21 protein-coding genes and 1 pseudogene are annotated in these 25,793 nt (G+C 70.2%); 5 read left to right on the forward strand and 17 right to left on the reverse strand.

What is annotated here, in order from left to right:
- The 17 genes and pseudogenes from ACFVS6_RS40475 to ACFVS6_RS40555 all read right to left on the reverse strand — a co-directional run.
- A pseudogene (locus ACFVS6_RS40475) lies at positions 1 to 473 on the reverse strand (hypothetical protein); the annotation flags it as partial.
- Between the two features lie 205 nt (positions 474 to 678).
- Positions 679 to 1,062, reverse strand: a complete 384-nt coding sequence (locus ACFVS6_RS40480) for a DUF6113 family protein (RefSeq protein ID WP_389711546.1) — start codon at positions 1,060 to 1,062, stop codon at positions 679 to 681.
- Positions 1,059 to 1,961 (reverse strand): N-acetyl-1-D-myo-inositol-2-amino-2-deoxy-alpha-D-glucopyranoside deacetylase, encoded by a 903-nt coding sequence (mshB, locus tag ACFVS6_RS40485; protein WP_389711547.1) that lies wholly within the window; start codon positions 1,959 to 1,961, stop codon positions 1,059 to 1,061. Before mshB ends, ACFVS6_RS40480 begins: the two co-directional genes overlap by 4 nt.
- A 22-nt stretch (positions 1,962 to 1,983) precedes the next feature.
- Positions 1,984 to 2,178 carry a hypothetical protein gene (locus tag ACFVS6_RS40490; RefSeq protein ID WP_030226073.1) on the reverse strand — a complete coding sequence of 65 codons (195 nt, stop codon included), beginning with the start codon at positions 2,176 to 2,178 and terminating at the stop codon, positions 1,984 to 1,986.
- Positions 2,179 to 2,608: 430 nt separating this feature from the next.
- A complete protein-coding gene (locus ACFVS6_RS40495) occupies positions 2,609 to 3,667 on the reverse strand; it encodes an ABC transporter ATP-binding protein (protein WP_389711548.1) in 1,059 nt (352 codons plus the stop codon).
- Positions 3,660 to 4,634: an ABC transporter ATP-binding protein gene (locus tag ACFVS6_RS40500; protein WP_389711549.1), complete on the reverse strand. Its 975-nt coding sequence runs from the start codon at positions 4,632 to 4,634 to the stop codon at positions 3,660 to 3,662. The genes ACFVS6_RS40495 and ACFVS6_RS40500 overlap by 8 nt, the downstream gene beginning before the upstream one ends.
- 15 nt (positions 4,635 to 4,649) lie before the next feature.
- Positions 4,650 to 5,666, reverse strand: a complete 1,017-nt coding sequence (locus ACFVS6_RS40505) for an ABC transporter permease (protein ID WP_389711550.1) — start codon at positions 5,664 to 5,666, stop codon at positions 4,650 to 4,652.
- On the reverse strand, positions 5,659 to 6,582 hold the full coding sequence (locus ACFVS6_RS40510) for an ABC transporter permease (protein WP_389711551.1): 924 nt from the start codon (positions 6,580 to 6,582) through the stop codon (positions 5,659 to 5,661). Before ACFVS6_RS40510 ends, ACFVS6_RS40505 begins: the two co-directional genes overlap by 8 nt.
- 85 nt (positions 6,583 to 6,667) lie before the next feature.
- Positions 6,668 to 8,299 carry an ABC transporter substrate-binding protein gene (locus ACFVS6_RS40515; RefSeq protein WP_389711552.1) on the reverse strand — a complete coding sequence of 544 codons (1,632 nt, stop codon included), beginning with the start codon at positions 8,297 to 8,299 and terminating at the stop codon, positions 6,668 to 6,670.
- Positions 8,300 to 8,404: 105 nt separating this feature from the next.
- Positions 8,405 to 9,343, reverse strand: coding sequence for a GNAT family N-acetyltransferase (locus tag ACFVS6_RS40520; protein WP_389711553.1), 939 nt, complete (start codon positions 9,341 to 9,343; stop codon positions 8,405 to 8,407).
- A gap of 144 nt (positions 9,344 to 9,487) precedes the next feature.
- On the reverse strand, positions 9,488 to 10,534 hold the full coding sequence (locus ACFVS6_RS40525) for an ABC transporter ATP-binding protein (RefSeq protein ID WP_389711554.1): 1,047 nt from the start codon (positions 10,532 to 10,534) through the stop codon (positions 9,488 to 9,490).
- Complete coding sequence (locus ACFVS6_RS40530; protein WP_389711555.1) at positions 10,527 to 11,585, reverse strand: ABC transporter ATP-binding protein; 1,059 nt, start codon at positions 11,583 to 11,585, stop codon at positions 10,527 to 10,529. The genes ACFVS6_RS40525 and ACFVS6_RS40530 overlap by 8 nt, the downstream gene beginning before the upstream one ends.
- 13 nt (positions 11,586 to 11,598) lie before the next feature.
- Positions 11,599 to 12,567: an ABC transporter permease gene (locus ACFVS6_RS40535; protein WP_389711556.1), complete on the reverse strand. Its 969-nt coding sequence runs from the start codon at positions 12,565 to 12,567 to the stop codon at positions 11,599 to 11,601.
- A complete protein-coding gene (locus tag ACFVS6_RS40540) occupies positions 12,560 to 13,504 on the reverse strand; it encodes an ABC transporter permease (RefSeq protein ID WP_389711557.1) in 945 nt (314 codons plus the stop codon). Before ACFVS6_RS40540 ends, ACFVS6_RS40535 begins: the two co-directional genes overlap by 8 nt.
- A 92-nt stretch (positions 13,505 to 13,596) precedes the next feature.
- A complete protein-coding gene (locus ACFVS6_RS40545; protein WP_389711558.1) occupies positions 13,597 to 15,216 on the reverse strand; it encodes an ABC transporter substrate-binding protein in 1,620 nt (539 codons plus the stop codon).
- A 575-nt stretch (positions 15,217 to 15,791) separates the two neighbouring features.
- Entirely contained in the window at positions 15,792 to 17,696 is a 1,905-nt protein-coding gene (gene typA / locus ACFVS6_RS40550; RefSeq protein ID WP_389711560.1) for a translational GTPase TypA, read from the reverse strand.
- 354 nt (positions 17,697 to 18,050) lie between these two features.
- On the reverse strand, positions 18,051 to 20,486 hold the full coding sequence (locus tag ACFVS6_RS40555) for an ABC transporter family substrate-binding protein (RefSeq protein ID WP_389711561.1): 2,436 nt from the start codon (positions 20,484 to 20,486) through the stop codon (positions 18,051 to 18,053).
- Positions 20,487 to 20,842: 356 nt separating this feature from the next.
- Here ACFVS6_RS40555 and ACFVS6_RS40560 point away from each other — a divergent pair, with 356 nt between their 5' ends.
- From ACFVS6_RS40560 to ACFVS6_RS40580, 5 genes are all read left to right on the forward strand, one after another.
- Positions 20,843 to 21,073 (forward strand): hypothetical protein, encoded by a 231-nt coding sequence (locus tag ACFVS6_RS40560; RefSeq protein ID WP_389711562.1) that lies wholly within the window; start codon positions 20,843 to 20,845, stop codon positions 21,071 to 21,073.
- 96 nt (positions 21,074 to 21,169) lie between these two features.
- Entirely contained in the window at positions 21,170 to 21,994 is an 825-nt protein-coding gene (locus tag ACFVS6_RS40565; protein WP_389711564.1) for a hypothetical protein, read from the forward strand.
- 1 nt (position 21,995) lies between these two features.
- The gene (locus tag ACFVS6_RS40570; protein WP_389711565.1) at positions 21,996 to 23,924 is read left to right on the forward strand and encodes a fumarate reductase/succinate dehydrogenase flavoprotein subunit; all 1,929 of its coding nucleotides are present in this window, start codon (positions 21,996 to 21,998) and stop codon (positions 23,922 to 23,924) included.
- On the forward strand, positions 23,921 to 24,694 hold the full coding sequence (locus tag ACFVS6_RS40575; RefSeq protein WP_389711566.1) for a succinate dehydrogenase/fumarate reductase iron-sulfur subunit: 774 nt from the start codon (positions 23,921 to 23,923) through the stop codon (positions 24,692 to 24,694). Before ACFVS6_RS40570 ends, ACFVS6_RS40575 begins: the two co-directional genes overlap by 4 nt.
- Positions 24,695 to 24,799: 105 nt before the next feature.
- The coding region (locus tag ACFVS6_RS40580) for a serine/threonine-protein kinase (protein ID WP_389711567.1) at positions 24,800 to 25,793 on the forward strand (994 nt) is incomplete at its 3' end.

Here is a 25,793-nt window from a genome sequence, read left to right on the forward strand (position 1 = left end):
GGGGTGGCCTTGCGCGGGGCGAACCAGTTGCTGTTGGCCGCCTCCTGCGACTCGGCCGGCGCGGGGGCCGGAGGGGCCGCGGGGGCCGGGGCCGGCGCGGCCGGCGGGCCCGGCGGCAGGGCCGAGCGCACGGGCGGCGCGGACCGCTCCGGGGCCGGCGCGGGCGCGGCCTGGATCGGCTCGGGCCCGGCGGGCTGCTCGGTGTCCCTCACCGGCTTGCGCACGACCACGGGCGGGATCGGCCGCGAACCCGGAATGTTGATCCGGATACGGGTCGTCAGGGTGGTCTCGGTCTTCGGCCCGTCATTGTCGGGCGTGGACGGGTTCGACGTCACAGGGTTCTCCTCCGGGGCGGTCGCCGCGGCGTCCGTGGACGGGTAGTGGCCGGTTCCGTACGGCGGTGTACCCGAGGGGTAGACGGCTCCACCGTGCCCTGCGGGCCCGGGGGGCGAACTGTCGGTTTCACGACTCAAGGCAGGTTCTCCCGGTTGGCTCCGCCGCCCGTCATACCGTGCGCGGGCAGCTCGGCGGCCCGTCCACCATACTGGCCGTCGCCCGCGCACAACTGTCCCCCAGGAATCCAGGGTTCCTCTTGACCGTCCGCGCGGGCCCGCCCGAGGGCCCGTCAAACCCCCTCAAGCCGTCCCCGATCGGAGTCCCGAGGAGTGGGACGGACCGTCAACCGCGCGGTCGCGCGGCCGAAACGGGACGGTCCGGGGACAGCCTCACCGTGGCACAGATCACAGCGATCGCACTACCACCCAAAAGGTATGCGTACATACCGATTCCGGATGAACCGAGCAGGAAATCGCCCTCCGGGCGCGGAAGGCTGAGCACCACGTACGAGATGAACCAGCCGATCGCCGCCGCACCCACGCCGATGCCCGCGCCGGTCGAGATCCGGCCACCGAGGAAGAGCCCGAAGAGGGCGAGCAGCGCGAGCAGCAGCCCGCCGGGGAACCACAGGTCCACCACGAGCCAGCCGGCCGCGCCGGTGAGCGCGCCGAGGACCAGCAGACCGAGCAGGACGGCGACGCGTCCGGGCGTCCAGGCGGTGGTCACGCGTCCACCCCCGCGAAGAGGTCGCGCTCGCGGACGCCCGCCGGGGCGCCGGGTTCGCCGGTGGCCAGTTCGTAGTACTCCCGGGTGAACAGCGGCTGGGCCAGATCGTTCGAGAGGGCGAAGAAGGGGCCGTCGACGGCGACCTGGGTGACGTGGGCGCGCATGGCGGCCGCCTTGGCCGCCGCGAAGTCCTGTCCGGCGTCGTCGCCGATCTCGGCGGTGATCCGCTCGTCGGCGACCACTCCCGGGACGTCCTTCGGGGTCGCGAGACCGGGGAAGGGCGTCGCGTCCCGGGCCTCGGCGAGCCGGGCGAAGCCCTCGTCGACGACCGAGCGCGGGACCCGGTTCCAGTAGACCTTGGCGATGGCGTGCGGGGCGCCGAGCTCCGGCCGGTGGTCGGCCGCGGCGGCGAGTTCCGCGGCGCGCGTCGCGACGCGGTGGGCCTGGATGTGGTCGGGGTGTCCGTACCCGCCGTCCGGGTCGTAGGTGACGAGGACCTGCGGGCGCAGCTCGCGGATCACCTCGACGAGGTATCCGGCGGCCTCGTCCAGGTCGGCGGACCAGAATGCGCCGGGGCGCACGTTCTGGGGCGCGCCCATCATCCCGGAGTCCCGGAAGCGGCCCGGACCGCCGAGGAAGCGGTGGTCGGCGACCCCGAGCTCCTTCATGGCGGCGGCGAGTTCACCGACCCGGAAGGGGCCGAGCGCATCCTCGCGGTCGGCCGTCAGGTGGGCCAGCCCCGGCGGGATGACCTCGCCCTCCTCGCCGAGGGTGCAGGTCACCAAGGCCACGTGGGCACCCTCGGCCGCGTACTTGGCCATGGTGACGCCGTTGTTGATGGACTCGTCGTCCGGGTGCGCGTGCACGAGGAGCAGCCGGCGGGCGGGAAGACCGTTCATGGGTTCAGCCTACGAGCCGGACCTACAACTTGAGGCCACTGATCATGCTCGCCACGTTGGACGTGAGCTGGCTGAGCGTCGGAGCGATCGTCGAGCTCGCCAGGTAGAACCCGAGCAGTACGCAGACGAACGCGTGCCCCGCCTTCAGACCCGACCTCCGGACCAGAAGGAAGACGACGATCGCCAGCAGCACCACGGCCGAGATCGAGAGTGCCACGGCGGTTCACCTCCACGTCGAGCGGACATCGGTACGCGTTTCCCTGCGCGCGCGGCGAAGTCGTACCCCACCGTGCGCTACGGATCATAACTATCCGTACCAGCGTATCGATCGAATTCCGGCAGCACGAGGGGCGTACGGCGGACACGGACGGGGGCACGAAAACGCCGGCCGGGGTGGCTGCGCGCCTCCCCGGCCGGCTGTCGGCACCCGCACGGCCGCACCCGCCCAGGGTGCCCGGCCCAGATCTCGGGTCAGAAACGGTCAAGTTGCCCCCGTGTAAAGCGTGTTGCCGTTACGGCAGTCACGGGGGCGCGATCCGCGACCGACGCCGACGGGTGGCCAAAAATCATCGGCGGAAGGGGCCCGTCCGGGCGGTCCGCCGGGGTCCGCGGGGGTGTCCGGAGCGGGCTTCCCGGGACAGGCCGGGCTAAACCTGAGCCTGGGGCGGCGGCGCGGGCGGTTCCGGGGACGGCGGGACCACCTGCTTCTCGGCCGCGAAGTGACAGGCCGACGGATGGGCGATCGGCCCCGACGGGAAGACCGCCGGAACCGCGAGCAGCGGCTCCTCCTCGGCGCAGCGCGCCTCGGCCTTCCAGCATCGGGTGCGGAAGCGGCAGCCCGACGGCGGGTTGGCCGGAGAGGGCACGTCGCCGGAGAGGATGATGCGCTCCCGGTGGGCGCGGGCCCGCGGGTCCGGCACGGGGACGGCGGAGAGCAGCGCCTGCGTGTACGGGTGGGTGGGGTGCTCGTAGATCTGGGTGTCGGAGCCGATCTCCACGATGCGGCCCAGGTACATGACGCCGACCCGGTCGGAGATGTGGCGGACGATCGAGAGGTCGTGCGCGATGAACACGTACGACAGGTCGAACTCGTTCTGGAGCCGTTCCAGCAGGTTGACCACCTGGGCCTGGACGGAGACGTCGAGGGCGGAGACGGGCTCGTCGGCGACGATGACCTCCGGTTGGAGGGCGAGGCCGCGGGCGATGCCGATGCGTTGGCGCTGGCCGCCGGAGAACTGGTGCGGGTAGCGGTTGATGTACTCCGGGTTCAGACCGACCACGTCGAGGAGGTCCTGGACCTTGCGGCGCCGATCCCCCTTGGGGGCCACCTCGGGGTGGATCTCGTAGGGCTCGCCGATGATGTCGCCGACCGTCATGCGCGGGTTGAGCGAGGTGTACGGGTCCTGGAACACCATCTGGATGTTGCGGCGGACGGCCTTGAGGGCCTTGCCGGACAGCCGGGTGAGGTCCTCGCCCTTGTACGAGATCGATCCGGCGGTCGGGCGCTCCAGGTTGACCAGCATCTTGGCGACGGTGGACTTGCCGCAGCCGGACTCGCCGACGATGCCGAGGGTCTCGCCCCGGGCGAGGCCGAAGGAGACCCCGTCGACGGCCTTGACCGCGCCGACCTGCTTCCTGAACAGGATCCCCTGGGTCAGCGGGTAGTGCTTGACGAGGTCGCGGACCTCCAGGATGGCTTCAGGCACCGAGGCACTCCTTCCAGAAGAAGCACGCGCTCGTCCGGTCCGGGCCCACCTCGGCCGGCGGCGGCACCTCGGTACGGCAGACGGGGCGGGCCATCGGGCAGCGCGGGTTGAAGGCGCAGCCGGACGGGACGGCGAGCAGGTTGGGCGGCAGGCCCTTGATCGCGTAGAGCTCCTGGCCCTTCTGGTCCAGGCGCGGGATCGAGTCGAGCAGGCCCCGGGTGTACGGGTGGGCGGGGGCGCCGTAGATCGCGTCGACGGGGGCGGCCTCGACGATCCGGCCCGCGTACATGACGGCGATCTTGTCGGCGACGTCGGCGACGACCCCGAGGTCGTGGGTGATCAGGATCAGGCCCATGTTCATCTCGCGCTGGAGCTCGGCGAGCAGGTCCATGACCTGTGCCTGCACGGTGACGTCCAGGGCCGTGGTCGGTTCGTCCGCGATGATGAGGGCGGGCTCCAGGGCCATCGCCATGGCGATCATGATGCGCTGGCGCATGCCGCCGGAGAACTGGTGCGGGTAGTCACCCACCCGGTCCTTCGCGGCCGGGATCTTCACCCGGTCCATCAGCTCGACGGCCTTGGCGCGGGAGTCCTTGCGGGACATCCCGCGGTGGACCTCGTACATCTCGCCGAGCTGGGCGCCCACGCTGACCACGGGATTGAGGGACGACAGGGCGTCCTGGAAGATCATGGCCATCCGCGCGCCGCGGATCCTGCGCCGTTCGTCCTCCTTCATCTTCAGCAGGTCCTGGCCCTGGAAGAGGATCTCGCCGCCCGCGATCCGACCGGGCGGGGTGTCGAGGATGCCCATCACGGCCTGGGCGGTGACGGACTTGCCGGAGCCGGACTCGCCGAGCACGGCGAGGGTCTCGCCCTCGTCGACCGAGTAGTTCACGCCGTTGACGGCCTTCGCGACGCCGTCGCGGGTCTTGAACTCCACGTGCAGGTCGCGGACTTCGAGCAGCATCTGACGGCTCACTCCTCAGCGCAGCTTGGGGTCGAGGGCGTCGCGCACAGCGTCGCCGAGCATGATGAAGGCGAGCACGGTGATGCTGAGCGCGCCCGCGGGATAGAGCAGCATGTGCGGGGCGTTGCGGATCTGCGAGGCGGCGTTGGAGATGTCGATGCCCCAGGAGACCGTCGGCGGGCGCAGGCCGACGCCGAGGAACGACAGGGTGGCCTCAAGGGCGATGTAGGTGCCCAGCGCGATGGTGGCGACGACGATGACGGGCGCGACGGCGTTGGGCGCGACGTGCCGCAGCAGCATCCGGCCGTTACCGGCGCCGAGGGCGCGGGCGGCCTGGACGTAGTCGTTCTGTTTGGCGGTGATGACCGAGCCGCGCGCGATGCGGGCGATCTGCGGCCAGCCGAGCAGCACGATGAACCCGACGACGGGCCACACGGTGGTGCTGGTCACCACGGACAGGAACACGAGGCCGCCGAGGACGACGGGGATGCCGAAGAAGATGTCGGCGACCCGGGAGAGCAGCGAGTCCCCCCACCCCCCGAAGAAGCCGGCGAGTCCGCCGAGCACGGAGCCGAGCAGGGCGGCTCCGACGGTCGCGCAGATGCCGACGGTGATGGAGGCGCGGGCCCCGTAGACGGTCCGGGTGTAGACGTCGCAGCCCTGGGTGTCGTAGCCGAAGGGGTGGCCCGGGGAGGAGCCCTCCTGGGACTTGGACAGGTCGCACTGCAGGGGGTCGCCGCTCGCGATGAGCTGCGGCCAGATGGAGATGACGACGAGGAAGAGGATCAGCAGCGAGGAGACGATGAAGACCGGGTTGCGGCGCAGTTGGTGCCAGGCGTCGGACCACAGGGAGCGGGCCTTCTCGCCGAAACCGCCCGGGCCGCCGGTCTTCGTGATCCCCTCGACGCTCTCGGCCTCCTCCAGCGCGAGGTCCATGGCGCCGCCCTGACCGGTGGGCGACATGGCCTCTCCCTCCCGGGGGCCGACGGGGTCGTACCCGCCGGGATTGTCGGGGCGCTCGGGCTCAGGCATAACGGATCCTCGGGTCCAGGACCGCGTAGAGCAGGTCGACGAGCAGGTTCGCCAGCAGGAAGACGATCACGAGGATGGTCACGAAGCCGACCACGGTCGGTGAGTTGTTGCGCAGGATGCCCTGGTAGAGCTGGTAGCCGACGCCGTGGATGTTGAAGATCCGCTCGGTGACGATGGCGCCGCCCATCAGGGCGCCGATGTCGGTGCCGATGAAGGTGACGACCGGGATGAGGGAGTTGCGCAGCAGGTGGCGGGTGATGACCCGGCGGCGCGGCAGCCCCTTGGCGACGGCGGTGCGGACGTAGTCGGCCTTGACGTTCTCGGCGATGGAGGTGCGCGAGAGGCGGGTGACGTACGCGAGGGACACGAGGGCGAGGACGATGCCGGGCAGGATCAGCTCGCTGAAGGGCGCGTCCGGGGAGACCGTGGGCCGCACCCAGCCCCACTTGACGCCGAAGAGGTACTGGAGCAGGTAGCCGGTCACGAAGGTGGGCACCGAGATGACGACGAGGGTGAGCACCAGGAGGGTGGTGTCGGTGGCCCGGCCGCGGCGCAGGCCGCTGACGACGCCGAGGGTGATGCCGACGAAGACCTCGATGACGATCGCGACGATGGTCAGGCGCAGGGTGACGGGGAAGGCGCTAGCCATGAGCTCGGTGACGGGCTGCCCGTTGAAGGCGGTGCCGAAGTCGCCCTGGAAGATCTGGCCCATGTAGTGGAGGTACTGCTTCCACAGGGGCTGGTCGAGGTACAGGTCCTTGCGGATGCGGGCCGCGGTGGCGGGGTCCGGTGCCTTGTCGCCGAAGAGGGCGGCCACCGGATCGCCGAGCGCGTACACCATGAAGAAGATCAGGAACGTGCTGCCGATGAACACGGGGATCATCTGGAGCAGCCGCCGGATCACGTAACGTCCCATGGAGTGCTCCATGCTGTCGGTGGGCGCGGCGGGCCTCCCCCGCCCCGGGGGCGGTGGGAGGCCCGGTTCGATCCGTCGGAGGCGGTCAGGCGACCTTGATCTGGTCGTACACGGGGACGCTGAACTGGTTCAGGGCCACGTCGGAGAGCCGCTCGGAGTAGCCGGCGCTGCCGTTCTGGTACCAGAGCGGGATGGACGGCATCTGCTCGGCGAGGATCTTCTCCGCGTCCCGGAAGATCGCGGTCGCCTTCGTGGCGTCGTTCTCCTTGTTCGCGTCGTCGATGAGCTTGTCGAAGTCCGGGTTGCTGAACTTCCCGTAGTTGGAGGAGGCGCCGGTGTAGTAGAGCGGCTCCAGGAAGTTCTGGATCAGCGGGTAGTCGGCCTGCCAGCCGGAGCGGAAGGGCCCGGTGAGCTTGAAGGAGCTCTGCTGGTTGCGGAAGTCCGCGAAGGTGCCGACCGGGTTGACCGTGCAGACGGGGCCCTCGCCGAGCGCGTTGTTGACGCTGTTGCAGACGGCGTCCATCCAGTCGCGGTGCGAGCCGGTGTCCACGTTGGAGGTCAGCGTGACCTTGCCGCCGGGGAGTCCGCCGCCCTCCTGGATGAGCTTCTTGGCCTCGGCCGGATCGTAGACGCAGGCATCCCCGCACGCGGTGGCGGAGAACCCGCCCGCCTCGCCGAGGGCCGGGGAGGTCCAGTCCTTGGCCGGGGTGCGGGTCTCGCGGAAGATCTGCTTGGTGATCTCGTCGCGGTTGATCGCCATGGAGATGCCGCGGCGGACCTTCTCCATGCCCTCCTTGCCCCACTGCGGGTCGTACAGCGGGAAGGTGAGGGTCTGGATGATCAGGGCGGGCTGGTTGATGTACCGGTCGCCGAGGTCGTTCTTGACGTTCTTCAGCTGCTGCGCCGGGACGTCGTCGACCAGGTCGAGGTTGCCGGAGATCAGGTCGGTGTAGGCCGTGTTGTTGTCGGTGTACACCTTGAGGTCGACGCCGCTGTTCTGCGCCTTGTCCGTGCCCGGGTAGCCCTCCCACGCGCGCAGCTTCATGCCGGTGCCCTTGGTGTACGAGTCCACCGTGTACGGGCCGTTGCCGACGGGCTTGGCGAGCCAGCCGGTGTGGTCGGTGAAGAAGGACTTCGGCAGCGGGGAGAAGGCCTGGTACCCGAGGGTCTCGGGCCAGGTGGAGAACTTCTCCTTGAGGGCCACGGTGAACGTCCTGGGGTCCTTGACGACCAGCCCGGACATGGTCTTCGTCTTCGGCTCGCCCGAGGCCGGGTGCACGTCGTCGTAGCCGACGATGTCGGAGAAGAACGGCGAGTTGTTCTGCTTGTTGCGGACGTCGGCCCCGTAGTTCCAGGCGTCCACGAAGGACTGGGCGGTGACCGGCTCGTCGTTGCTGAACTTCCAGCCGTCCTTCAGCGTGATCGTGAAGTTCTGGCTGTCGGTGGTCTCGATCTTCTCGGCGAGCATGTCCTTCGCCTCGCCGGTCTTCGCGTCGTACCGCTTGAGGCCGCGGAACAGCATGTCGAGGACCTTGCCGCCCTGCACCTCGTTGGTGTTGGCCGGCTCCAGCGGGTTCTGCGGGTCACCCCACGAGGAGCTGACGATCCCCGCGCCACCGCCCGCGTCCCCGCCGTCGCTGCCACCGCCGCAGGCCGTCACCGTGAGGGCGACGGCCGCCGCGCATGCGGCCCACTTGACGTGGGTGGCTCCGCGCATGGAGTGCCTCCTATGGGTCCCGGACTCGCTTAGGGCCCACTGTCACCCTCCGCACGGCCCCCTACACTCCCGTTCGACCGATTGCACCCGCGCGTCACGCCGCTGTCACCCCTGCGAGTGCATGGGCAGCTCCCAGGTGTCGACCGCGTAGTGCAGCGCCATGCCGTGCGCCTCGTACAGCGCGAGGGCGCCCGTCTCGTTGTGGGTGTCGACCCCGAGGCCCACCGTCCGCCGGCCGCGGGCCGCGTAGGCGGCGAAACCGTGGCGCAGCAGGTGGCCGCCGATGCCGCGGCCGCGGAGGTCCTCGCGGACGCCGATGTGGCTGAACCAGCCCATGCTGGTGCGGTCGTCCCGGGTCAGGAGCACGGCGACGTCGCCCTCGGCGGGCAGCGAGGCGATCCACACCAGCGACCAGTCGAGTGCGCGGGCGTCGAGGTGGTCCAGCCAGGGCTCGTACGCGCGGTCCACGTGGCCGAAGTGCGCGGCGAAGGTCTCCTCGACGAGGGCGTGGGCCCGGCGCCGGTCGGCCTCGTCGGCGGCGCAGTCGCGCAGCGTGAGCCCGGCGGGCGGGGCGGGCGGCAGGTCCGTGTCCGGGGCCAGTGCGCGGGTCATCACCTGGTAGTGACGGATCGTCCGGTAGCCGCGCTTCGCGAGCAGCCCGAGGTCGAGGGTGGGCTTCACGTTGAGCTGGATCCGCAGGCGGGCCTGCGGGGCACCGGCCGCGAGGGTGGCCGCCCGGGCCTCCATCAGCGTCAGCAGGCGCAGGGCGGCCTCGTCCTCGCCGGGCAGGACGTAGTGGTCGCCGTCGACGCGGCCCGGCCCGGAGTCGGCCCACACCAGGGCGTAGGCGACGAGCCGGCCGGCGCGGAAGGCGAGCCAGGAGTCGGCGGCCAGGTCCACGTCGGGGTGGTTCAGATCGGCCTCGACCGTGCCGAGGTCCGTCTCGGGTCTGCCGATCTCGATGACGTCGACGGCGTTGAGCAGTGCGCAGATGTCGGACGCGTCCCCGGGGCCCGCCGGACGGACGGTCAGCAAGTCGGTCATCCGCCCACTCTCGACGCCGCCGGGGGCCCGCCGCAACCGGCTTTCCCCCACGGCGGCCGGGCCCCGAACGCGCCGGGGCGCCCGGACCGGAGGTTTCCGGTGCCGGGCGCCCTGGGCGTCGTACGGCCGTGGCCGGGGCGGGGGTCAGACGGGCAGGACCGCCCGCTCCTCCGCGAAGTGGCACGCCGACTCGTGCGCGGCCGGGGTGGCCACTCCGGTGAACCGGGTCGGGATCGCCAGCAGCGGCTCCTCCTCGGCGCAGCGCGCCTCGGCCTTCCAGCAGCGGGTGCGGAAGCGGCAGCCCGACGGCGGGTTGGCCGGCGAGGGCACGTCACCGGTGAGGATGATCCGGTCGCGGCCCTCGCGGGCCTCCGGGTCCGGCACGGGCACGGCGGAGAGCAGTGCCTGCGTGTACGGGTGGGTGGGGTGCTCGTAGATCTCGGCGTCGGAGCCGATCTCGGCCATCTTGCCCAGGTACATGACGCCCACGCGGTCCGAGATGTGCCGGACGATCGAGAGGTCGTGCGCGATGAACACGTAGGACAGGTTGAACTCGTCCTGCAGCTTGCCCATCAGGTTGATGACCTGGGCCTGCACCGACACGTCGAGCGCGGAGACCGGCTCGTCGCAGATGATGATCTCCGGGTTGAGCGCGAGGCCGCGGGCGATGCCGATGCGCTGGCGCTGACCGCCGGAGAACTGGTGCGGGTAGCGGTTGATGTACTCCGGGTTCAGACCCACGACGTCCAGGAGCTCCTGGACCTTGCGGCGCCGGTCGCCCTTGGGAGCCACCTCGGGGTGGATCTCGAAGGGCTCGCCGATGATGTCGCCGACCGTCATGCGCGGGTTGAGCGAGGTGTACGGGTCCTGGAACACCATCTGGATGTTGCGGCGGACGGCCTTGAGGGCCTTGCCGGACAGCCGGGTGATGTCCTGGCCCTTGTAGAAGACCTCGCCCGCGGTGGCCTTCTCCAGGCTCATCAGCAGCTTGGCGACGGTGGACTTGCCACAGCCGGACTCGCCGACGATGCCGAGGGTCTCGCCCTGGTAGAGGTCGAAGGAGACGCCGTCCACGGCCTTGACCGCGCCGACCTGCTTCTTGAACAGGATGCCCTGGGTCAGCGGGAAGTGCTTGACCAGGTTGCGCACCTGAAGGATCGGCTCGCCCTTGGGCTTGGTGAGGTCAGCCATGGATCTGCTCCTTCCAGAAGTGGCACGCGCTGCCGCGGCCGGGCAGCTCGGTGCCGTCCTGCTCGGTCACCTGGTGCAGCACGGGAACCTCCGTGCGGCAGATGTCCTGAGCCTTGGGGCAGCGCGGGTTGAAGGCGCAGCCCGAGGGGATGGCGAGCAGGTTGGGCGGCAGGCCCTTGATCGCGTAGAGCTCCTGGCCCTTCTGGTCCAGGCGCGGGATCGAGTCGAGCAGGCCGCGGGTGTACGGGTGCGCGGGGCGCTTGTAGATCTCGTGGACCGGGGCGTTCTCGACGATCCGACCGCCGTACATGACGGCGATCTTGTCCGCGACGTCGGCGACGACGCCGAGGTCGTGGGTGATCAGGATCAGGCCCATGTTCATCTCGCGCTGGAGTTCCGCGAGGAGGTCCATGACCTGGGCCTGGACCGTCACGTCGAGGGCCGTGGTCGGCTCGTCGGCGATGATCAGGTCGGGCTCCAGGGCCATCGCCATGGCGATCATGATGCGCTGGCGCATGCCGCCGGAGAACTGGTGCGGGTAGTCACCCACGCGCGCCTTGGCGGCGGGGATCTTGACGCGGTCCATGAGCTCGACGGCCTTGGCCGTGGAGTCCTTCTTGGACATGCCGCGGTGCACCCGGAACATCTCGCCGAGCTGGGCGCCGACGGTGTGCACGGGGTTCAGCGAGGACAGCGCGTCCTGGAAGATCATGGCGATCTTCGAACCGCGGACCTTGCGGAACTCCTCGGTCGACAGCTTGAGCAGGTCGGTGCCCTGGAACAGGATCTCGCCCTGCGGGATCTTGCCGGGGGGCATGTCGAGGATGCCCATGATGGCCTGCGCCGTCACGGACTTGCCCGAGCCGGACTCGCCGAGGACGGCGAGGGTCTCGCCGGCGTTCACCGAGTACGAGACGCCGTTGACGGCCTTGGCCACGCCGTCGCGGGTGTGGAACTCGACGTGCAGGTCGCGCACGTCCAGCAGGGGGGTGGTGCCCTCCGGCGCCGATCGGGGCGCGGGGACGTTCGAGGTCTTGTCGATGATGGTCAACGTACGCCCTTCCTCAGCGCAGCTTCGGGTCGAGGGCGTCGCGCACCGCGTCGCCGACCATGATGAACGCGAGCACGGTGATGCTCAGCGCGACGGCCGGGAAGAGGAGCACGTGAGGTGCCTGGAGCCAGCGGACGGAAGCGTCGCTGACCATCAGGCCCCAGGAGATGCCGGGCGGCTGGACGCCGATGCCGAGGTACGACAGCGCGGACTCCGCGCCGATGTACACACCGAGGCTGATCGCACCGACCACGATGACGGGCGCGATCGCGTTCGGCAGGATGTGCCGCAGCGTGATGCGCATCGTGCCGGCGCCCAGCGCGCGGGCGGCGACGACGTAGTCGTTGTTCTTGTTCTGCAGCACCGAGGAACGCATGATGCGGAAGATCTGCGGCCAACCCAGGGTGGCCAGTACGACGGAGACCGTCCAGGCGTTGCCCTTGCCGAGACCCGACATGATCAGCATGCCGCCGAGGAGCAGCGGGATGGCGAAGAAGATCTCGGTGAAGCGGGACAGGATGCTGTCGACGAATCCACCGATCCAGCCGGCGATGAGGCCGAGCGCGCCACCGACGACGACCACCAGCGTGGTCGTGACGATGCCGACGATGATCGAGTTGCGGGCGGCCCACACGGTGCGCGTGTAGACGTCGCAGCCCTGGACGTCGAAGCCGAACCAGTGCTCGGCGCTCGGCTTCTTGAGCGAGTCCTGCAGCTTGCACGCGCCGGCCTCGAAGGGGCTGCCGGGCGTGAACCACTGCGGGACCGCGGCGAGCACGAGCAGGATGAGGACGAGCGCGCCACCGATCAGGAAGATCGGGTTGCGCCGGAGGTCGGAGACGGCGTCGGACCAGAGGCTGGCCTCGCGCTCCTTCTTCGGCTTGCCGTGGCCGGGCTTGCCCGCGGCCGGTCCGCTCGCGGAGGGAGCTTCGGCGGTCTGGGTGTCGGTCAACTCATCCCCCACCGTAGTTGTGTCACGCATAGCGGATCCTCGGGTCGAGCACTGCGTAGAGCAGGTCCACGATCAGGTTGGCGACGAGGTACACGATGATCAGGAGCGAGACGACGCCCACGATCACGGTGCCCTCCTTGCGGTACACCGACTCGGCCAACAGACCGCCGACACCGTGGATGTTGAAGATCTTCTCGGTGATGACCGCGCCGCCCATCAGGGCTCCGAGGTCGGCGCCGAGGAAGGTGACGATCGGGATGAGGGCGTTGCGCAGACCGTGGTTGACGACGACGCGGCGACGGGGAAGACCCTTCGCGGTCGCGGTGCGCACGTAGTCGGAGCGCATGGTCTCCATCATCGACGTACGGGTCAGTCGGGCCACGTACGCGAGCGAGGTCGAGGCGAGTACCAGCGCCGGGAGGAGGTAGGCGCGGATGCCGTCGTTCTCGTTGAAGGAGACGGAGAAGAAGTCGATGCCCCAGCTGTTCTTGAGCTGCACGCCCAGCGTCAGCTGGAGGACGAACCCGCTCACGAAGACCGGGACCGAGATGACGAGCAGGGTGGAGAGCAGCACGAGCTGGTCGAGGAACTTGCCCCGGCGCAGGGCGGCCATGATGCCGGCGGTGACGCCGACGACGGCCTCGATGATGAACGCGACGATCGCGAGGTTCATCGTGTAGGGGAAGGCTTCGGTGATCTTGTCCCAGACGGAACGCCCGGTCAGGGTCTCGCCGAAGTTGCCCTGGAAGAGGTTGGTTATGTAGTTCCAGTACTGCGACAGGAACGAGTCGTCGAGGTGGTACTTCTCGCGAAGCATCGCCGCGACGATCGGGTCGGCCTTCTTCTCTCCGGCGAGAGCCTGGATCGGGTCACCGGGGAGTTTGAACGCCAGCCAGTAGATGAGGAACGTGGCACCGATCAGGACAGGGATCGCCTGTATGAGTCGGCGGATGAGGTAGCGGCCCATCAGACCTCCAGCAAGAACAGGGGGAAAGGGCAGGCAGGCGGAGACCTGCCTCCGCCTGCCCGCCCCCGGGTTCCCCTAAGTGAAGAGGGGTGTTAGTTGAGTTCGACGTTCGCCAGGTCCATGCGGCCCTGGGCGTCGACCTGAACGTTCTTCACGGACTTGGAGTAGGCCGAAGAAGACATGTAGGTGAAGACCGGGATGTACGGAAGGTCGCGGATGATGATGTCATCGGCCTTCTGGTACAGCTTCAGGCCCTCGGCCGGGTCGGTGGCCTTGTCGGCCTCCGCCATCAGGGCCTCGAACTCGTCGTTCTTGTAGTGGCCGTAGTTGGAGCCGTTCTCGATCGCGACCTTCGAGAAGATCGGACGGAGGTAGTTCTCCGCCGCCGGGTAGTCCATGGACCACGCCATGCGGAAGGCACCCTTGTACTTCGAGGCACCGAGGTCGTCCAGCAGCTCACCGAACTTGGCGTACGGCTTGGTGGTCACCTCGACGCCGAGGTTGGCCTTCAGCTGGTTCGCGACGGCCTCGATCCACTCCTTGTGGCCGCCGTCGGCGTTGTAGCCGAGCTCCATCTTGTTGCCGGGGACACCGCCGGCCTTGGTCCAGAGTTCCTTGGCCTTGGTCGGGTTGTACGTGCCGACCTCGCCCAGGGCGCCCTTGCGGTAGCCCGGGATGATCGGGCTGATGAAGTCGTCGGCCGGCTTGCGGGTGCCGTTGAAGATGGTCTTCGTGATGGCGTCCCGGTCGATGGCCATGGAGATGGCCTGACGGATCTCCACCTTGCCGTACGCCTCGGGGTTCTGCTCCAGCGGGAGGCCGAGGTAGCCGACGCCCGACTCGGGCTTGTACAGGTAGCGGTCGCCGAACTCCTGCGAGACGTTGGCCATCGCGGAGATCGGGAGCTTGTCGACGATCTGGAGGTTGTCGGCGCGCAGGTCGTTGTACGCCGTGTCCAGGTTGTCGTAGATCTTGAAGGTGACGCCGGCCAGCTTGGCGCGACCCTCGGCCGGGTACTTGTCGAACCGCTTGACCTTGATCTGCTTGTTGTGCTCCCAGGCGCCGTCCATCTGGAAGGCGCCGTTGCCGATCGGAGCCTCGCCGAACTTCTTCGGGTCGGCCTCGAACGCCTTGGGCAGCGGGTAGAAGGCGTTGTAGCCCAGCATGGTCTTGAACTGGGAGAAGGCTTCCTTCAGCGTGACGGTGAAGGTCTTCTCGTCAACGACCTTCAGGCCCTTGAGCTCCTTGGAGGTGGGCTTCTTGTCCTTGCCCGGCGCGAGCTCGTCGGAGCCCTCGATCTTCGAGAAGAACGGCAGGCCCTCGGCCGCGTTGTCCTGGTTGGCACCCCAGTTCCAGGCGCGGACGAACGACTGGGCGTCGACCTTCTCGCCGTTGTGGAAGGTGTAGCCGTCCTTGATCTTGATGGTCCAGGTCTTCGAGTCCGTGGTGTCGATGGACTCCGCGACCGCGAGCTTGGGCTCGTTGGTCTTGTTGTCGTAGTCGACCAGACCGGTGAAGAGCGCGTTGAGGACCTCGGCGCCCTCGGACTCGGCGGTGTTCTGACCCACCAGGCCGTGCTGCGGCTCGCCGAGCAGCACGGTGATGTTGCCACCCTCGCCGCCCGCGTTGTCCTTGCTGGTGCTGCAAGCCGTGGCGGCCATCGCCACGATGACGGCACCCGCGACCCACTTGGCGCTCGTTGCTCCGCGCATGGGTAATTGCCTCCTCAGGAGTCACTGTCGATTCGTGAAGGACCCGGCTCCGCTGACACCCCTGACAGCGAAATCCGGTCCCATCGTGTGTGCTCGTGAGTCGACGCTCCCCACAGCGTGTGACCCATTGACCCGAGCTCAATGGAGCCATCCTCAGGGACGCCCAGACCGTAAACCACACTTAAGTGGTCTCGTTTTCACAACATCACCGCATGGCGAAAACCCGATATCCGGACAAACGGATATGAGACAGACACGTGCGAAACGGACTGTTAGCCCACCTTCCGGAGTGTCACGGTCGGAATGCGGACACCAGAACGCAACAATCCGCTTGACAAACGCGAACGACCCCTCCTCCCGCCGGCTCGGCGGGAGGAGGGGTCGTTTCCAGCCGTACGACTTTTCGACAGTCGATCGGATGGCCGCGCTCCCGCTGCGGTACCGCGATGACGGTACGACAGCACCCTCGGAACCCTCTCGGGTTCCGGCGGGGTCCTACTGGTGGTCCGGTGCGAACCGGCCCCGGGCGCCCGGCAGTCGGGGGGCGTGTCCCCCAACTGTCGGGCGCGGCGGTACTACTTGCCCGACTTGGCGCGAGAAGCGGTGCGCGAGCGGTCCTTCTGGTCCAGGACGACCTTGCGGATGCGGACGGCCTCCGGGGTCACCTCGACGCACTCGTCGTCGCGGCAGAACTCCAGGGACTGCTCCAGGGAGAGCTTGCGCGGCGGCACCACGTTCTCGGTGTTGTCCGCCGAAGCCGCACGCATGTTGGTGAGCTTCTTCTCCTTGGTGATGTTCACGTCCATGTCGTCGGAGCGCGAGTTCTCGCCGACGATCATGCCCTCGTACACCTCGGTGCCGGGCTCGGTGAACAGGACGCCGCGCTCCTGCAGGTTGATCATCGCGAACGGCGTGACCGAACCGGCGCGGTCGGCGACCAGGGAACCGTTGTTACGGGTCACCAGCGTGCCGAACCACGGCTCGTGGCCCTCGTGGATCGAGTGGGCGATGCCGGTGCCGCGCGTACCGGTCAGGAACTCCGTACGGAAGCCGATCAGGCCGCGCGACGGGACGACGAACTCCATGCGGACCCAGCCGGAGCCGTGGTTCGACATGTTGTCCATGCGGCCCTTGCGCACGCCCATGAGCTGCGTGACCGCGCCCATGTGCTCCTCGGGGACGTCGATCGTCATGCGCTCGACCGGCTCGTGGGTCTTGCCGTCGATCTCCTGCGTGACCACCTGCGGCTTGCCGATGGTCAGCTCGAAGCCCTCGCGGCGCATCTGCTCGACCAGGATGGCGAGCGCGAGCTCACCGCGGCCCTGGACCTCCCAGGCGTCGGGACGCTCGGTGTCGAGGACGCGGAGCGAGACGTTACCGATCAGCTCGCGGTCCAGACGGTCCTTGACCTGGCGGGCGGTGACCTTGCGGTCCTTGACCGCGGACTTGGCGTCCGCGCCCTTGCCGCTGCCGCCGCGGCCGACCATCGGGGAGGTGTTCGTACCGATGGTCATGGAGATCGCCGGCTCGTCGACCGAGATCAGCGGAAGCGCGATCGGGTTCTCCGGGTCGGCCAGGGTCTCGCCGATCATGATGTCGGGGAAACCGGCGACCGCGCAGATGTCACCCGGGCCCGCCACCTCGGCCGGCTTGCGGGTGAGCGCCTCGGTCATCATCAGCTCGGTGATGCGGACGTTCGAGATCGTGCCGTCACGCTTGATCCACGCGACGGTCTGACCCTTGCGGAGCTCGCCCTGCTCGACGCGCACCAGGGCGATGCGGCCCAGGAAGTTGTCGGCGTCCAGGTTGGTGACGTGGGCCTGGAGCGGGGCCTCCTCGTCGTACACCGGCGCGGGGACGTGCTCCAGGATGGTGGAGAAGAACGGCTCCAGGCTGTCGCTGTCCGCGGGGACGGTGCCGTCCTCCGGCTTGGTCAGCGACGCGACGCCGTCACGGCCACAGGCGTAGACGATCGGGAACTCGATCTGGTCCTCGTCCGCGTCCAGGTCCAGGAACAGGTCGTAGGTCTCGTTGACGACCTCGTCGATCCGGGAGTCCGGGCGGTCGGTCTTGTTGATGCACAGGATGACCGGCATCTTCGCCTGCAGGGCCTTGCGCAGCACGAAGCGGGTCTGGGGCAGCGGACCCTCGGAGGCGTCCACCAGCAGGACGACCGCGTCCACCATGGACAGACCGCGCTCGACCTCACCACCGAAGTCGGCGTGGCCGGGGGTGTCGATGATGTTGATCGTGATGGGCGCCCCGCCGGACTTGGGGTGGTACTTCACCGCCGTGTTCTTGGCGAGGATCGTGATGCCCTTCTCACGCTCCAGGTCGTTCGAGTCCATCATGCGGTCGTCGAGGTGCTGGTGGGCGGCGAAGGCACCGGCCTGCTTGAGCATGGCATCGACGATGGTCGTCTTGCCATGGTCGACGTGGGCGACGATGGCGACGTTACGGATGTCGTGGCGCGTGGGCACTTCGGCGCTTCTCCCGGGATCGTGGATGGCGTCGCGTACGGCCTGGCACGCGCGCCTCGACCGGGCGAAAACCTGCCACGGCCTTACCCCATCGTACGTCGGATGGCGGGAACCGCCTGCCGGGGGGTCTGTCAAGAGGCCGGACGAGCGAGGACGACCGGGTGTGGGGTGGGGAGTCCCGGCCGTCCGTGGAGCCAGTGTTCATGCGGGTCAACGGGTATGCACGACCTTGCCCGCCGGGTCCTCCGACGGGCAAGGGACTTGAGTCACTTCTGAGCTTGTGAGGCGCGGGTCACCCGGTACCGCACCCGTTTGTCACCACTTCTCCTCCGGCGGTACGCCCGCCGTCCCCCACTACTTCTTCTTGTCCTTCGCCTGGACGGCCTTCTTCCATCCGATGTCCTGGAAGCGGGGCGCTCCGAGGCCGAAGGCACCGGCGTTGACGAGGCCGGGCTTGGCCGCCACCAGCTCGGGGCGCTGGTACAGCGGGACGGATCCGGCGGCGGCCCAGATGCGGGCGTCCGCCTTGCGCATCAGCTCGCGGGCCTGCTTCTCGTCGAGCTCCCCGAGCGCCTCGTCGAACAGCTGGTCGATGTGGTCGGTGCCGACGCGGGTGTAGTTCTGTTCGACGAGCAGCGAGCCGTCCGCGGCCGGCTCCGGCTTGGCGAAGATGGGCCGGGCGTCGGTGGCCGGGTAGGCCGTGGCCGGCCAGGAGTAGAGGGCCAGGTCGTACTGGCCCGAGGCGATGTGGTCCTTGAAGAAGCTCTCGTCCGCGACCTTGGTGATCTCGGTGCCGACGCCGATCTCCTTGAGCATCCGGGAGATCCGCTCGCCGACCGAGCGCAGGGCCTCGGAGCCCGGTCCGGCGGGGAGCACGAAGCGCAGGGTGAGCTGCTTGCCGTCCTTGGCGAGCATCGTGCCGGAGGTGCGGGCCGTCTGCTTGACGGGTGCGGGGGCGGGGCTGGCCTCCGCGGGCTCCTTGGCGTCGTCCTCGTCCGCCGCGGCCTCGGCGCGCTTGCCGTCGTCGACGGCCTCGGCCTGCGCCAGCAGGACGTCCTCCTGCTGGGCGGCGAGGGAGGCCGGGGCCAGGGCGGCGGCCGGCCGGTCCTCCCCGGCTCCGGGTCCGCCCGGCAGGAAGGCGTCGGCGTCGACGATCTCCCCGTCGAGCCCGTACGCGGATCCGTCCGGGAGCGGCGGCACGGCGTCGTGCCCGCGCTCGCCCCCGTGGTCGCCCGGAGCGGCCGCCGGACGGCCGGTGAGGGCCCCGGTGCGGGCGGTCAGCCGGGCGGCGGCGGAGCGCAGGTCGCCGTTGCGGCCGTCCTCCTCGCCCACGATGTAGAGGCCGTCGTTGCCGGTGCCCGGGCCCGCGGCCGCCGAGGGGGTCTTCGAGTCGTCCTTCCCGGAACCCTCCGGGCCCGCCTTGGTGCCGGCGGGGTCGGTCAGCCGGCCGCCCCGGCGCCATCCGGCGTCGGCGAGGAGCGCCTGGGAGGCCTTGGGGTCGCGGCCTCCGAGGGCGTCGCTGTTGTCGGCGTACGCCTGCTGCCCCGCGAGGGCCAGGTGGCTGCCGACGGGTTCGGCGGGCAGTCCGAGCGGCTTGAGCACGATCTCGGCCAGCGCCTTGCGGTCCAGGGCGCGGGCGACTGCGCGCCGCACGCGTTCGTCGGCCAGCGGGCCGGAGGCGCCGTTCATGGCGAGCTGGGTGTAGGCAGGCTCCAGCGACTTGCGGACGGCGAAGGTGCGCAGGGCGGCCTGCTCGTCGGCGTACTTCTTGACGGCGTCGGCGTTCTTCTGCCGGAGCTCCTGCTCCTCCCTGGCCTTGCCCTCGTCCGCGCCGTGGGCCAGCGCCCAGGACAGGGTGGCCTGCGCGGGCGTCAGCGCCGCGCCGGGGCCGTGCGCCCCGTTCGCGCCGTGCGCCCGCCCGGCGTCGCGGTGGGCGAGGGCGATCCGGTCGGCGCCCGCCCGGTCGATCTCCCCGAGGTCGATCTTCCCGGCGGCCAGCGCGGCCGGCCGCTGCGCGCGGGGCACCGCCGTCAGCACCAGGGTGTCCAGCTTCGCCGGCTGACCCCACCACCGCGGGTTGCGGGTCAGCGCGGCGGTGCCGGTCTTCTTGTCGATGGCGCCCAGGGAGAAGGGGCCGGCGGTGACCTTGAGGGTGCCGCGGGCCCCCTCGTTGAAGGCGTCCGGGGTGCCCGTGACCTGCTTCGGGTACAGCGGGCTGAACAGCGACCGCCAGTCCGCGTACGGCTTGGAGAAGGTGACCTTGACCTCCAGGTCGGTCTTGCCCTTCTCGATCTTCTCGATCCGGTCGTAGCCCGCGTTGCGGGCCGTCCAGTAGGCCGAGTCCTTGCCGTTCAGGGCCCGCCACTGGGCCACGAAGTCGGCGGCCCCGATCTCCCGGCCGTCGCTCCAGACCGCCTGCTGGTGCAGCTTGTAGAGGACGACCTGCTTGGGCTCGCGCTCGACGACCTCGGCCTTCTCCAGGTAGTCGGGATTGGCCACGGGCCGGCCCTTGCCGTCCAGGACGAAGAGGTGCGGCAGGACCGCGCCGGCGATGCGGGAGGTGGTGGCGTCCGCGTCGGCCTGGAACGTGTTCAGCGTGTCCGGCAGGCTGTCCACGGCCCAGCGCAGGACGCCGCCGTCCGTGACCCGGTCGCGGGCCGTCGCCGCGATGTCCGGACCCGCGGCGGCCCGTCCGCCTTCCTCGTCGCCCGCGCCGCAGCCCGCGAGGAGCGGCAGTGCGAGGACTCCCGAGGTCAGGAGCGCCAAGGACCTGCGCGTTCGCTGGGACATGGGTGGTACCTCCGGAGCGGGGCGTGATGGGACACGAAAAGTGGGGGTCAAGATCACGTTCGGCGGTATATGGAGCTGATCACACTGGTGTCGAAACCCACTGAAATAGACAGCCCCCCGGGCGCCCCGGAGCCGGACCGCGCCACGCCGCGAACCCCACCCGGGCGGACCAATCCGGCTTGCGACGCGGGCCTCCGTTCGCCCGCACGGGGGACGGCGAGGGGGCGGGAGGGGCGCGCGTTTCGGCCTGCGCGCCCGCAATCGCCGCACGTCTCTTCACAACCGGGGACGGGAGGGGTGACACTCGCAGGCGCCCATGAGCACGGTCACCGCACCCGCGGAAGTGAGGGCACGTCATGTCCCTGCAAGACGATCTGACCGCCGTACGACGCAACCTGAACGAGCTGGTCCGCTCGGTGGAGCGGCTGGAGCAGGACATCGCCCGGCAGGCACCGGCAGGCGGCGCGCCGCAGGCGCCCCCGGGTCGGCCCCCGATGATCACCGTCCCGGACACGCCGTACGACAGCACGCTCTGGACGGACTCCGACGACGAGGGCCTCGGAGCCCGCGACCGCCGCGCCCCCTGACGCGCCGTCGGACCGCCCGTACCCACCCCATCTGGCCCGGCGCCCCAGGCGCCGGGTCTCCTGGGCCACCCCTCGACACTCCACCCGGAGTTCTCCTTGGCCACAGGCACGGAACCATCCCAGCAGCGGCCCGGCGGCGTCCACGGACCCTCGCGGGCCGCCATCGCGGCCCGGCACCTGCGGACCGACCGGTGGTGGCTGTCGCCCGCCGGCACCGCGGCCGGGCTGCTCGCCTTCATCGCGTACTCGACCTGGCGGGCGTTCGCCAACGCCCACTACTACGCGGCCCCGTACGTCTCGCCCTTCTACTCCCCCTGCCTGGCGGAGAACTGCGAGCGGATGCGCGGCGGCCCCAACCTGGACCTCCTCGGCAGTTGGTGGGGCCTGTCCCCCGCGCTGCTGATCCTGGTCTTCCCGCTCGGCTTCCGGCTGACCTGCTACTACTACCGCAAGGCCTACTACCGGGGCTTCTGGGCGTCGCCGCCCGCCTGCGCCGTCGCCGAGCCGCACTCCTCGTACACCGGTGAGACCCGCTTCCCGCTGATCCTCCAGAACGCGCACCGCTACTTCTTCTACGCGGCGGTCCCGGTCGCCGGGATCCTCACCTACGACGCCGTGCTGACCTTCCGCGACGCGCACTACGAGTGGGGCCACGCGGGCCTGGGCACCTTGATCTTCCTGGCCAACACGGTGCTGATCTGGGCGTACACGCTGTCCTGCCACTCCTGTCGGCACATCATGGGCGGCCGCCTGAAGCACTTCTCGAAGCACCCGGTGCGCTACCGCCTGTGGGGCTGGGTCAGCCGGCTCAACGCCCGCCACATGCAGCTGGCGTGGGCCTCTTTGATCAGCGTGGCCGTGTGCGACCTCTACGTGTACCTGCTGGCCACCGGCACCTTCGACGACCCGAGGATCTTCTGACATGGCGCAAGTCGACCGGCAGCAATGGGACGTGGTCGTGGTCGGCGCGGGCGGCGCCGGGCTGCGGGCCGCCATCGAGGCCCGGGAGCGGGGCGCGCGGACGGCCGTGATCTGCAAGTCCCTCTTCGGCAAGGCCCACACGGTGATGGCGGAGGGCGGAATCGCCGCCTCCATGGGCAACGTGAACGAGGGCGACAACTGGCAGGTCCACTTCCGCGACACCATGCGCGGCGGGAAGTTCCTCAACCAGTGGCGGATGGCCGAGCTGCACGCCAAGGAGGCACCGGACCGGGTCTGGGAACTGGAGACCTGGGGCGCCCTGTTCGACCGCACCCCCGACGGGAGGATCTCCCAGCGCAACTTCGGCGGGCACGAGTACCCGCGCCTCGCGCACGTCGGCGACCGCACCGGGCTCGAACTGATCCGCACCCTCCAGCAGAAGATCGTCGCCCTCCAGCAGGAGGACTTCAAGGAGCACGGCGACCACGAGGCCCGGCTCAAGGTCTTCCAGGAGTGCACGGTCACCCGGGTCCTGAAGGACCTCGGCCCGAACGACGCGAACGCCGCCGTCTCGGGGGCGTTCTGCTACGAGCGCGAGTCCGGCCGCTTCTTCGTCCTGGAGGCGCCGGCGGTGGTGCTGGCCACGGGTGGGATCGGCAAGTCCTTCAAGACCACCTCCAACTCCTGGGAGTACACCGGCGACGGGCACGCCCTGGCCCTGCTCGCGGGCGCGCCCCTGCTGAACATGGAGTTCGTGCAGTTCCACCCGACCGGCATGGTCTGGCCGCCCTCGGTCAAGGGCATCCTCGTCACCGAATCGGTGCGCGGCGACGGCGGGGTGCTGCGCAACAGCGAGGGCAAGCGGTTCATGTTCGACTACGTCCCGGACGTCTTCAAGGAGAAGTACGCCGAGTCCGAGGAGGAGGGCGACCGCTGGTACGAGGACCCGGACCACAACCGGCGTCCGCCCGAACTGCTCCCCCGCGACGAGGTGGCCCGGGCGATCAACTCCGAGGTGAAGGCGGGCCGCGGCTCCCCGCACGGCGGGGTGTTCCTCGACGTGTCCACCCGGATGCCGGCGGAGCGGATCCGGCGGCGGCTGCCCTCCATGTACCACCAGTTCAAGGAGCTCGCGGACGTCGACATCACCGCCGAGGCGATGGAGGTCGGTCCGACCTGCCACTACGTGATGGGCGGCATCGCGGTCGACTCCGACACCGCGGCGACCGTGGGCGTGCCCGGACTGTTCGCCGCCGGCGAGGTGGCGGGCGGCATGCACGGCTCGAACCGGCTCGGCGGCAACTCCCTCTCCGACCTGCTCGTGTTCGGCCGGCGGGCGGGCCTGCACGCGGCGGAGCACGCCGCCGCGGCCGGGGCCGCTCGTCCGGTCGCCCCGCAGGAGCAGGTCGACGCGGCGGCGGCGGAGGCCCTGGCCCCCTTCCACGCGGCCGAGGGCGCGGAGAACCCGTACACGCTCCACCAGGAGCTCCAGACGACCATGAACGATCTGGTCGGCATCATCCGCCGGGAGGGCGAGATGGCCGAGGCGCTGGAGAAGCTCGCGGCGCTGCGCGTACGGGCGGCGCGCGCCGGGGTCGAGGGGCACCGGCAGTTCAACCCGGGCTGGCACCTGGCGCTGGACCTGCGCAACATGCTGCTGGTCAGCGAATGCGTGGCCCGCGCGGCCCTGGAGCGCACCGAGAGCCGGGGCGGGCACACCCGCGAGGACTGCCCGGCGATGGAGCGGGACTGGCGTGCGGTGAACCTGCTGTGCGTTCCCGCGGAGTCCGGGCCGGCCCCCGCGGACCCGGCGGCCGACCGGATCGCGCTCGTCCGTACCCGGACCGAACCCATCCGCCCGGACCTGCTCGCGCTGTTCGAGAAGGACGAGCTGGTCAAGTACCTCGCCGAAGAGGAGCTCTACGAGTGACTACCTACGATGCCGCCTTCCGGGTCTGGCGCGGCGACGCCGAGGGCGGCGAACTCCGGGACTTCACCGTCGAGGTCAACGACGGCGAGGTCGTCCTGGACATCGTCCACCGGTTGCAGGCGACGCAGACCCCGGACCTGGCGGTGCGCTGGAACTGCAAGGCGGGCAAGTGCGGTTCGTGCAGCGCCGAGGTCAACGGCCGGCCGCGGCTGCTGTGCATGACGCGGATGTCGGTCTTCGACCGGGACGAGACGGTCACGATCACCCCGCTGCGGGCGTTCCCGGTGGTCCGGGACCTGGTCACGGACGTTTCGTTCAACTACGCGAAGGCGCGGGAGGTGCCGGCCTTCGTGCCGCCGCCGGGTGTGCCGGCGGGCGCGTACCGGATGGACCAGGTGGACGTGGAACGCTCGCAGGAGTTCCGCAAGTGCATCGAGTGCTTCCTGTGCCAGGACACCTGTCACGTGGTCCGCGACCACGAGGAGAACAAGGGCGCCTTCGCCGGCCCGCGCTTCCTGATGCGGATCGCCGAACTCGACATGCACCCGCTGGACGCGGCCGCCGGGGCGGGCCTGGACCGCGGGCGTTCGGCCCAGGAGGAGCACGGGCTCGGCTACTGCAACATCACCAAGTGCTGCACCGAGGTCTGCCCCGAGGGCATCAGGATCACGGACAACGCGCTCATCCCGTTGAAGGAGCGGGCCGCGGACCGCAAGTACGACCCGTTGGTGTGGCTGGGGAGCAGGATCCGCAGGCGCGGCGCGCCGTAGCGGCGCCGTCGCCGGCCGCGCCCCGCCGACCCCCTGCCGTTCACTTGGCGGTACACAATGCCCCCTGGGGAAACGTCATTGACGTGGAGTCAGGGGGCATGCGCGGTGCGGGTGGGGGATGAACTGGCGGGCCGGTACCGGCTGGACGAGCGGCTCGGTCGGGGCGGGATGGGCGAGGTGTGGCGCGGGCACGACCTGAGCCTGGGCCGGTCGGTCGCGGTGAAGGTGCTGCTGGAGGCGGCGACGGGCGACGAGCCGGCCGCGCGGTTCCGGCGCGAGGCGACGATCGGGGCGCGGCTCCAGCACCCGGGGATCACCGTGGTGCACGACGTGGGCCGGCAGGACGGCCGCCTCTTCATCGTCATGGAGCTGCTGTCGGGCGAGGACCTGGCGGCGGTGCTGGCCCGCTCCCCGGGCGGGCTGCCCGCGGCGACGGCCCTGGACCTGGCCGCGCAGACGGCCGAGGCTCTGTCCGCCGCGCACGCGCAGGCCGTGGTGCACCGGGACCTCAAGCCCGGGAACCTGTTCCTGCTGCCCGGTGGCCGGCTCAAGATCTGCGACTTCGGCATCGCGCACTCCTCGGACGCCACGGCCGGCTGGACGGTCACGGGCCGGATGTTCGGGACGCCCGCCTACATGGCTCCCGAGCAGTGGCGGGGCGAGCGGGTCGACGCCCGCTGCGACCTGTACGCGCTGGGGTGCGTGCTGTACGCGCTGCTGGGCGGGGAGCCGCCCTTCGGCTCGGCGGGGAGCCCGTACGCCCTCATGGTGCGGCACATCGAGGAGACCCCGGCCCCGCTTCCGGTGGCCGCGGGGACGGCCGCGTTGCTGGCCACGCTGCTGGCGAAGGACCCTGCCGACCGCCCCGCGTCGGCGGCGGAGGCCGCGGCGGCGCTACGGGCGCTGGAGCGCGGGTCGGGGGCCGGAACCCCAGTGACGGCCGCGGCGGGGAGCACCGGGGCGACCACGGCGGTCCGGGCGGCCGGGGTCCGGGCCCCGGCCGGCGGGGGCCCGGTCGCCGAGCCCGGGGCCGCCGGGGGTCCTGCGGAGGGTCGGGCGGCGGCGGCGGGCGCCGCCGGGGCGGGGCCCGGGGGCGCCG

This window comes from Streptomyces sp. NPDC057939 (genome assembly GCF_042887545.1).
In the GTDB taxonomy this organism is placed as follows: domain Bacteria; phylum Actinomycetota; class Actinomycetes; order Streptomycetales; family Streptomycetaceae; genus Streptomyces.

Excerpts from the sequence above, each read along its gene's own strand:
- mshB (WP_389711547.1), bottom strand. The coding sequence starts at position 1,961 with ATGAACGGTCTTCCCGCCCGCCGGCTGCTCCTCGTGCACGCGCACCCG.
- ACFVS6_RS40500 (WP_389711549.1), bottom strand. The coding sequence starts at position 4,634 with ATGCTGCTCGAAGTCCGCGACCTGCACGTGGAGTTCAAGACCCGCGAC.
- ACFVS6_RS40505 (WP_389711550.1), bottom strand. The coding sequence starts at position 5,666 with ATGCCTGAGCCCGAGCGCCCCGACAATCCCGGCGGGTACGACCCCGTC.
- ACFVS6_RS40510 (WP_389711551.1), bottom strand. The coding sequence starts at position 6,582 with ATGGGACGTTACGTGATCCGGCGGCTGCTCCAGATGATCCCCGTGTTC.
- ACFVS6_RS40515 (WP_389711552.1), bottom strand. The coding sequence starts at position 8,299 with ATGCGCGGAGCCACCCACGTCAAGTGGGCCGCATGCGCGGCGGCCGTC.
- ACFVS6_RS40520 (WP_389711553.1), bottom strand. The coding sequence starts at position 9,343 with ATGACCGACTTGCTGACCGTCCGTCCGGCGGGCCCCGGGGACGCGTCC.
- ACFVS6_RS40525 (WP_389711554.1), bottom strand. The coding sequence starts at position 10,534 with ATGGCTGACCTCACCAAGCCCAAGGGCGAGCCGATCCTTCAGGTGCGC.
- ACFVS6_RS40535 (WP_389711556.1), bottom strand. The coding sequence starts at position 12,567 with ATGCGTGACACAACTACGGTGGGGGATGAGTTGACCGACACCCAGACC.
- ACFVS6_RS40540 (WP_389711557.1), bottom strand. The coding sequence starts at position 13,504 with ATGGGCCGCTACCTCATCCGCCGACTCATACAGGCGATCCCTGTCCTG.
- ACFVS6_RS40545 (WP_389711558.1), bottom strand. The coding sequence starts at position 15,216 with ATGCGCGGAGCAACGAGCGCCAAGTGGGTCGCGGGTGCCGTCATCGTG.
- ACFVS6_RS40555 (WP_389711561.1), bottom strand. The coding sequence starts at position 20,486 with ATGTCCCAGCGAACGCGCAGGTCCTTGGCGCTCCTGACCTCGGGAGTC.
- ACFVS6_RS40560 (WP_389711562.1), top strand. The coding sequence starts at position 20,843 with ATGTCCCTGCAAGACGATCTGACCGCCGTACGACGCAACCTGAACGAG.
- ACFVS6_RS40570 (WP_389711565.1), top strand. The coding sequence starts at position 21,996 with ATGGCGCAAGTCGACCGGCAGCAATGGGACGTGGTCGTGGTCGGCGCG.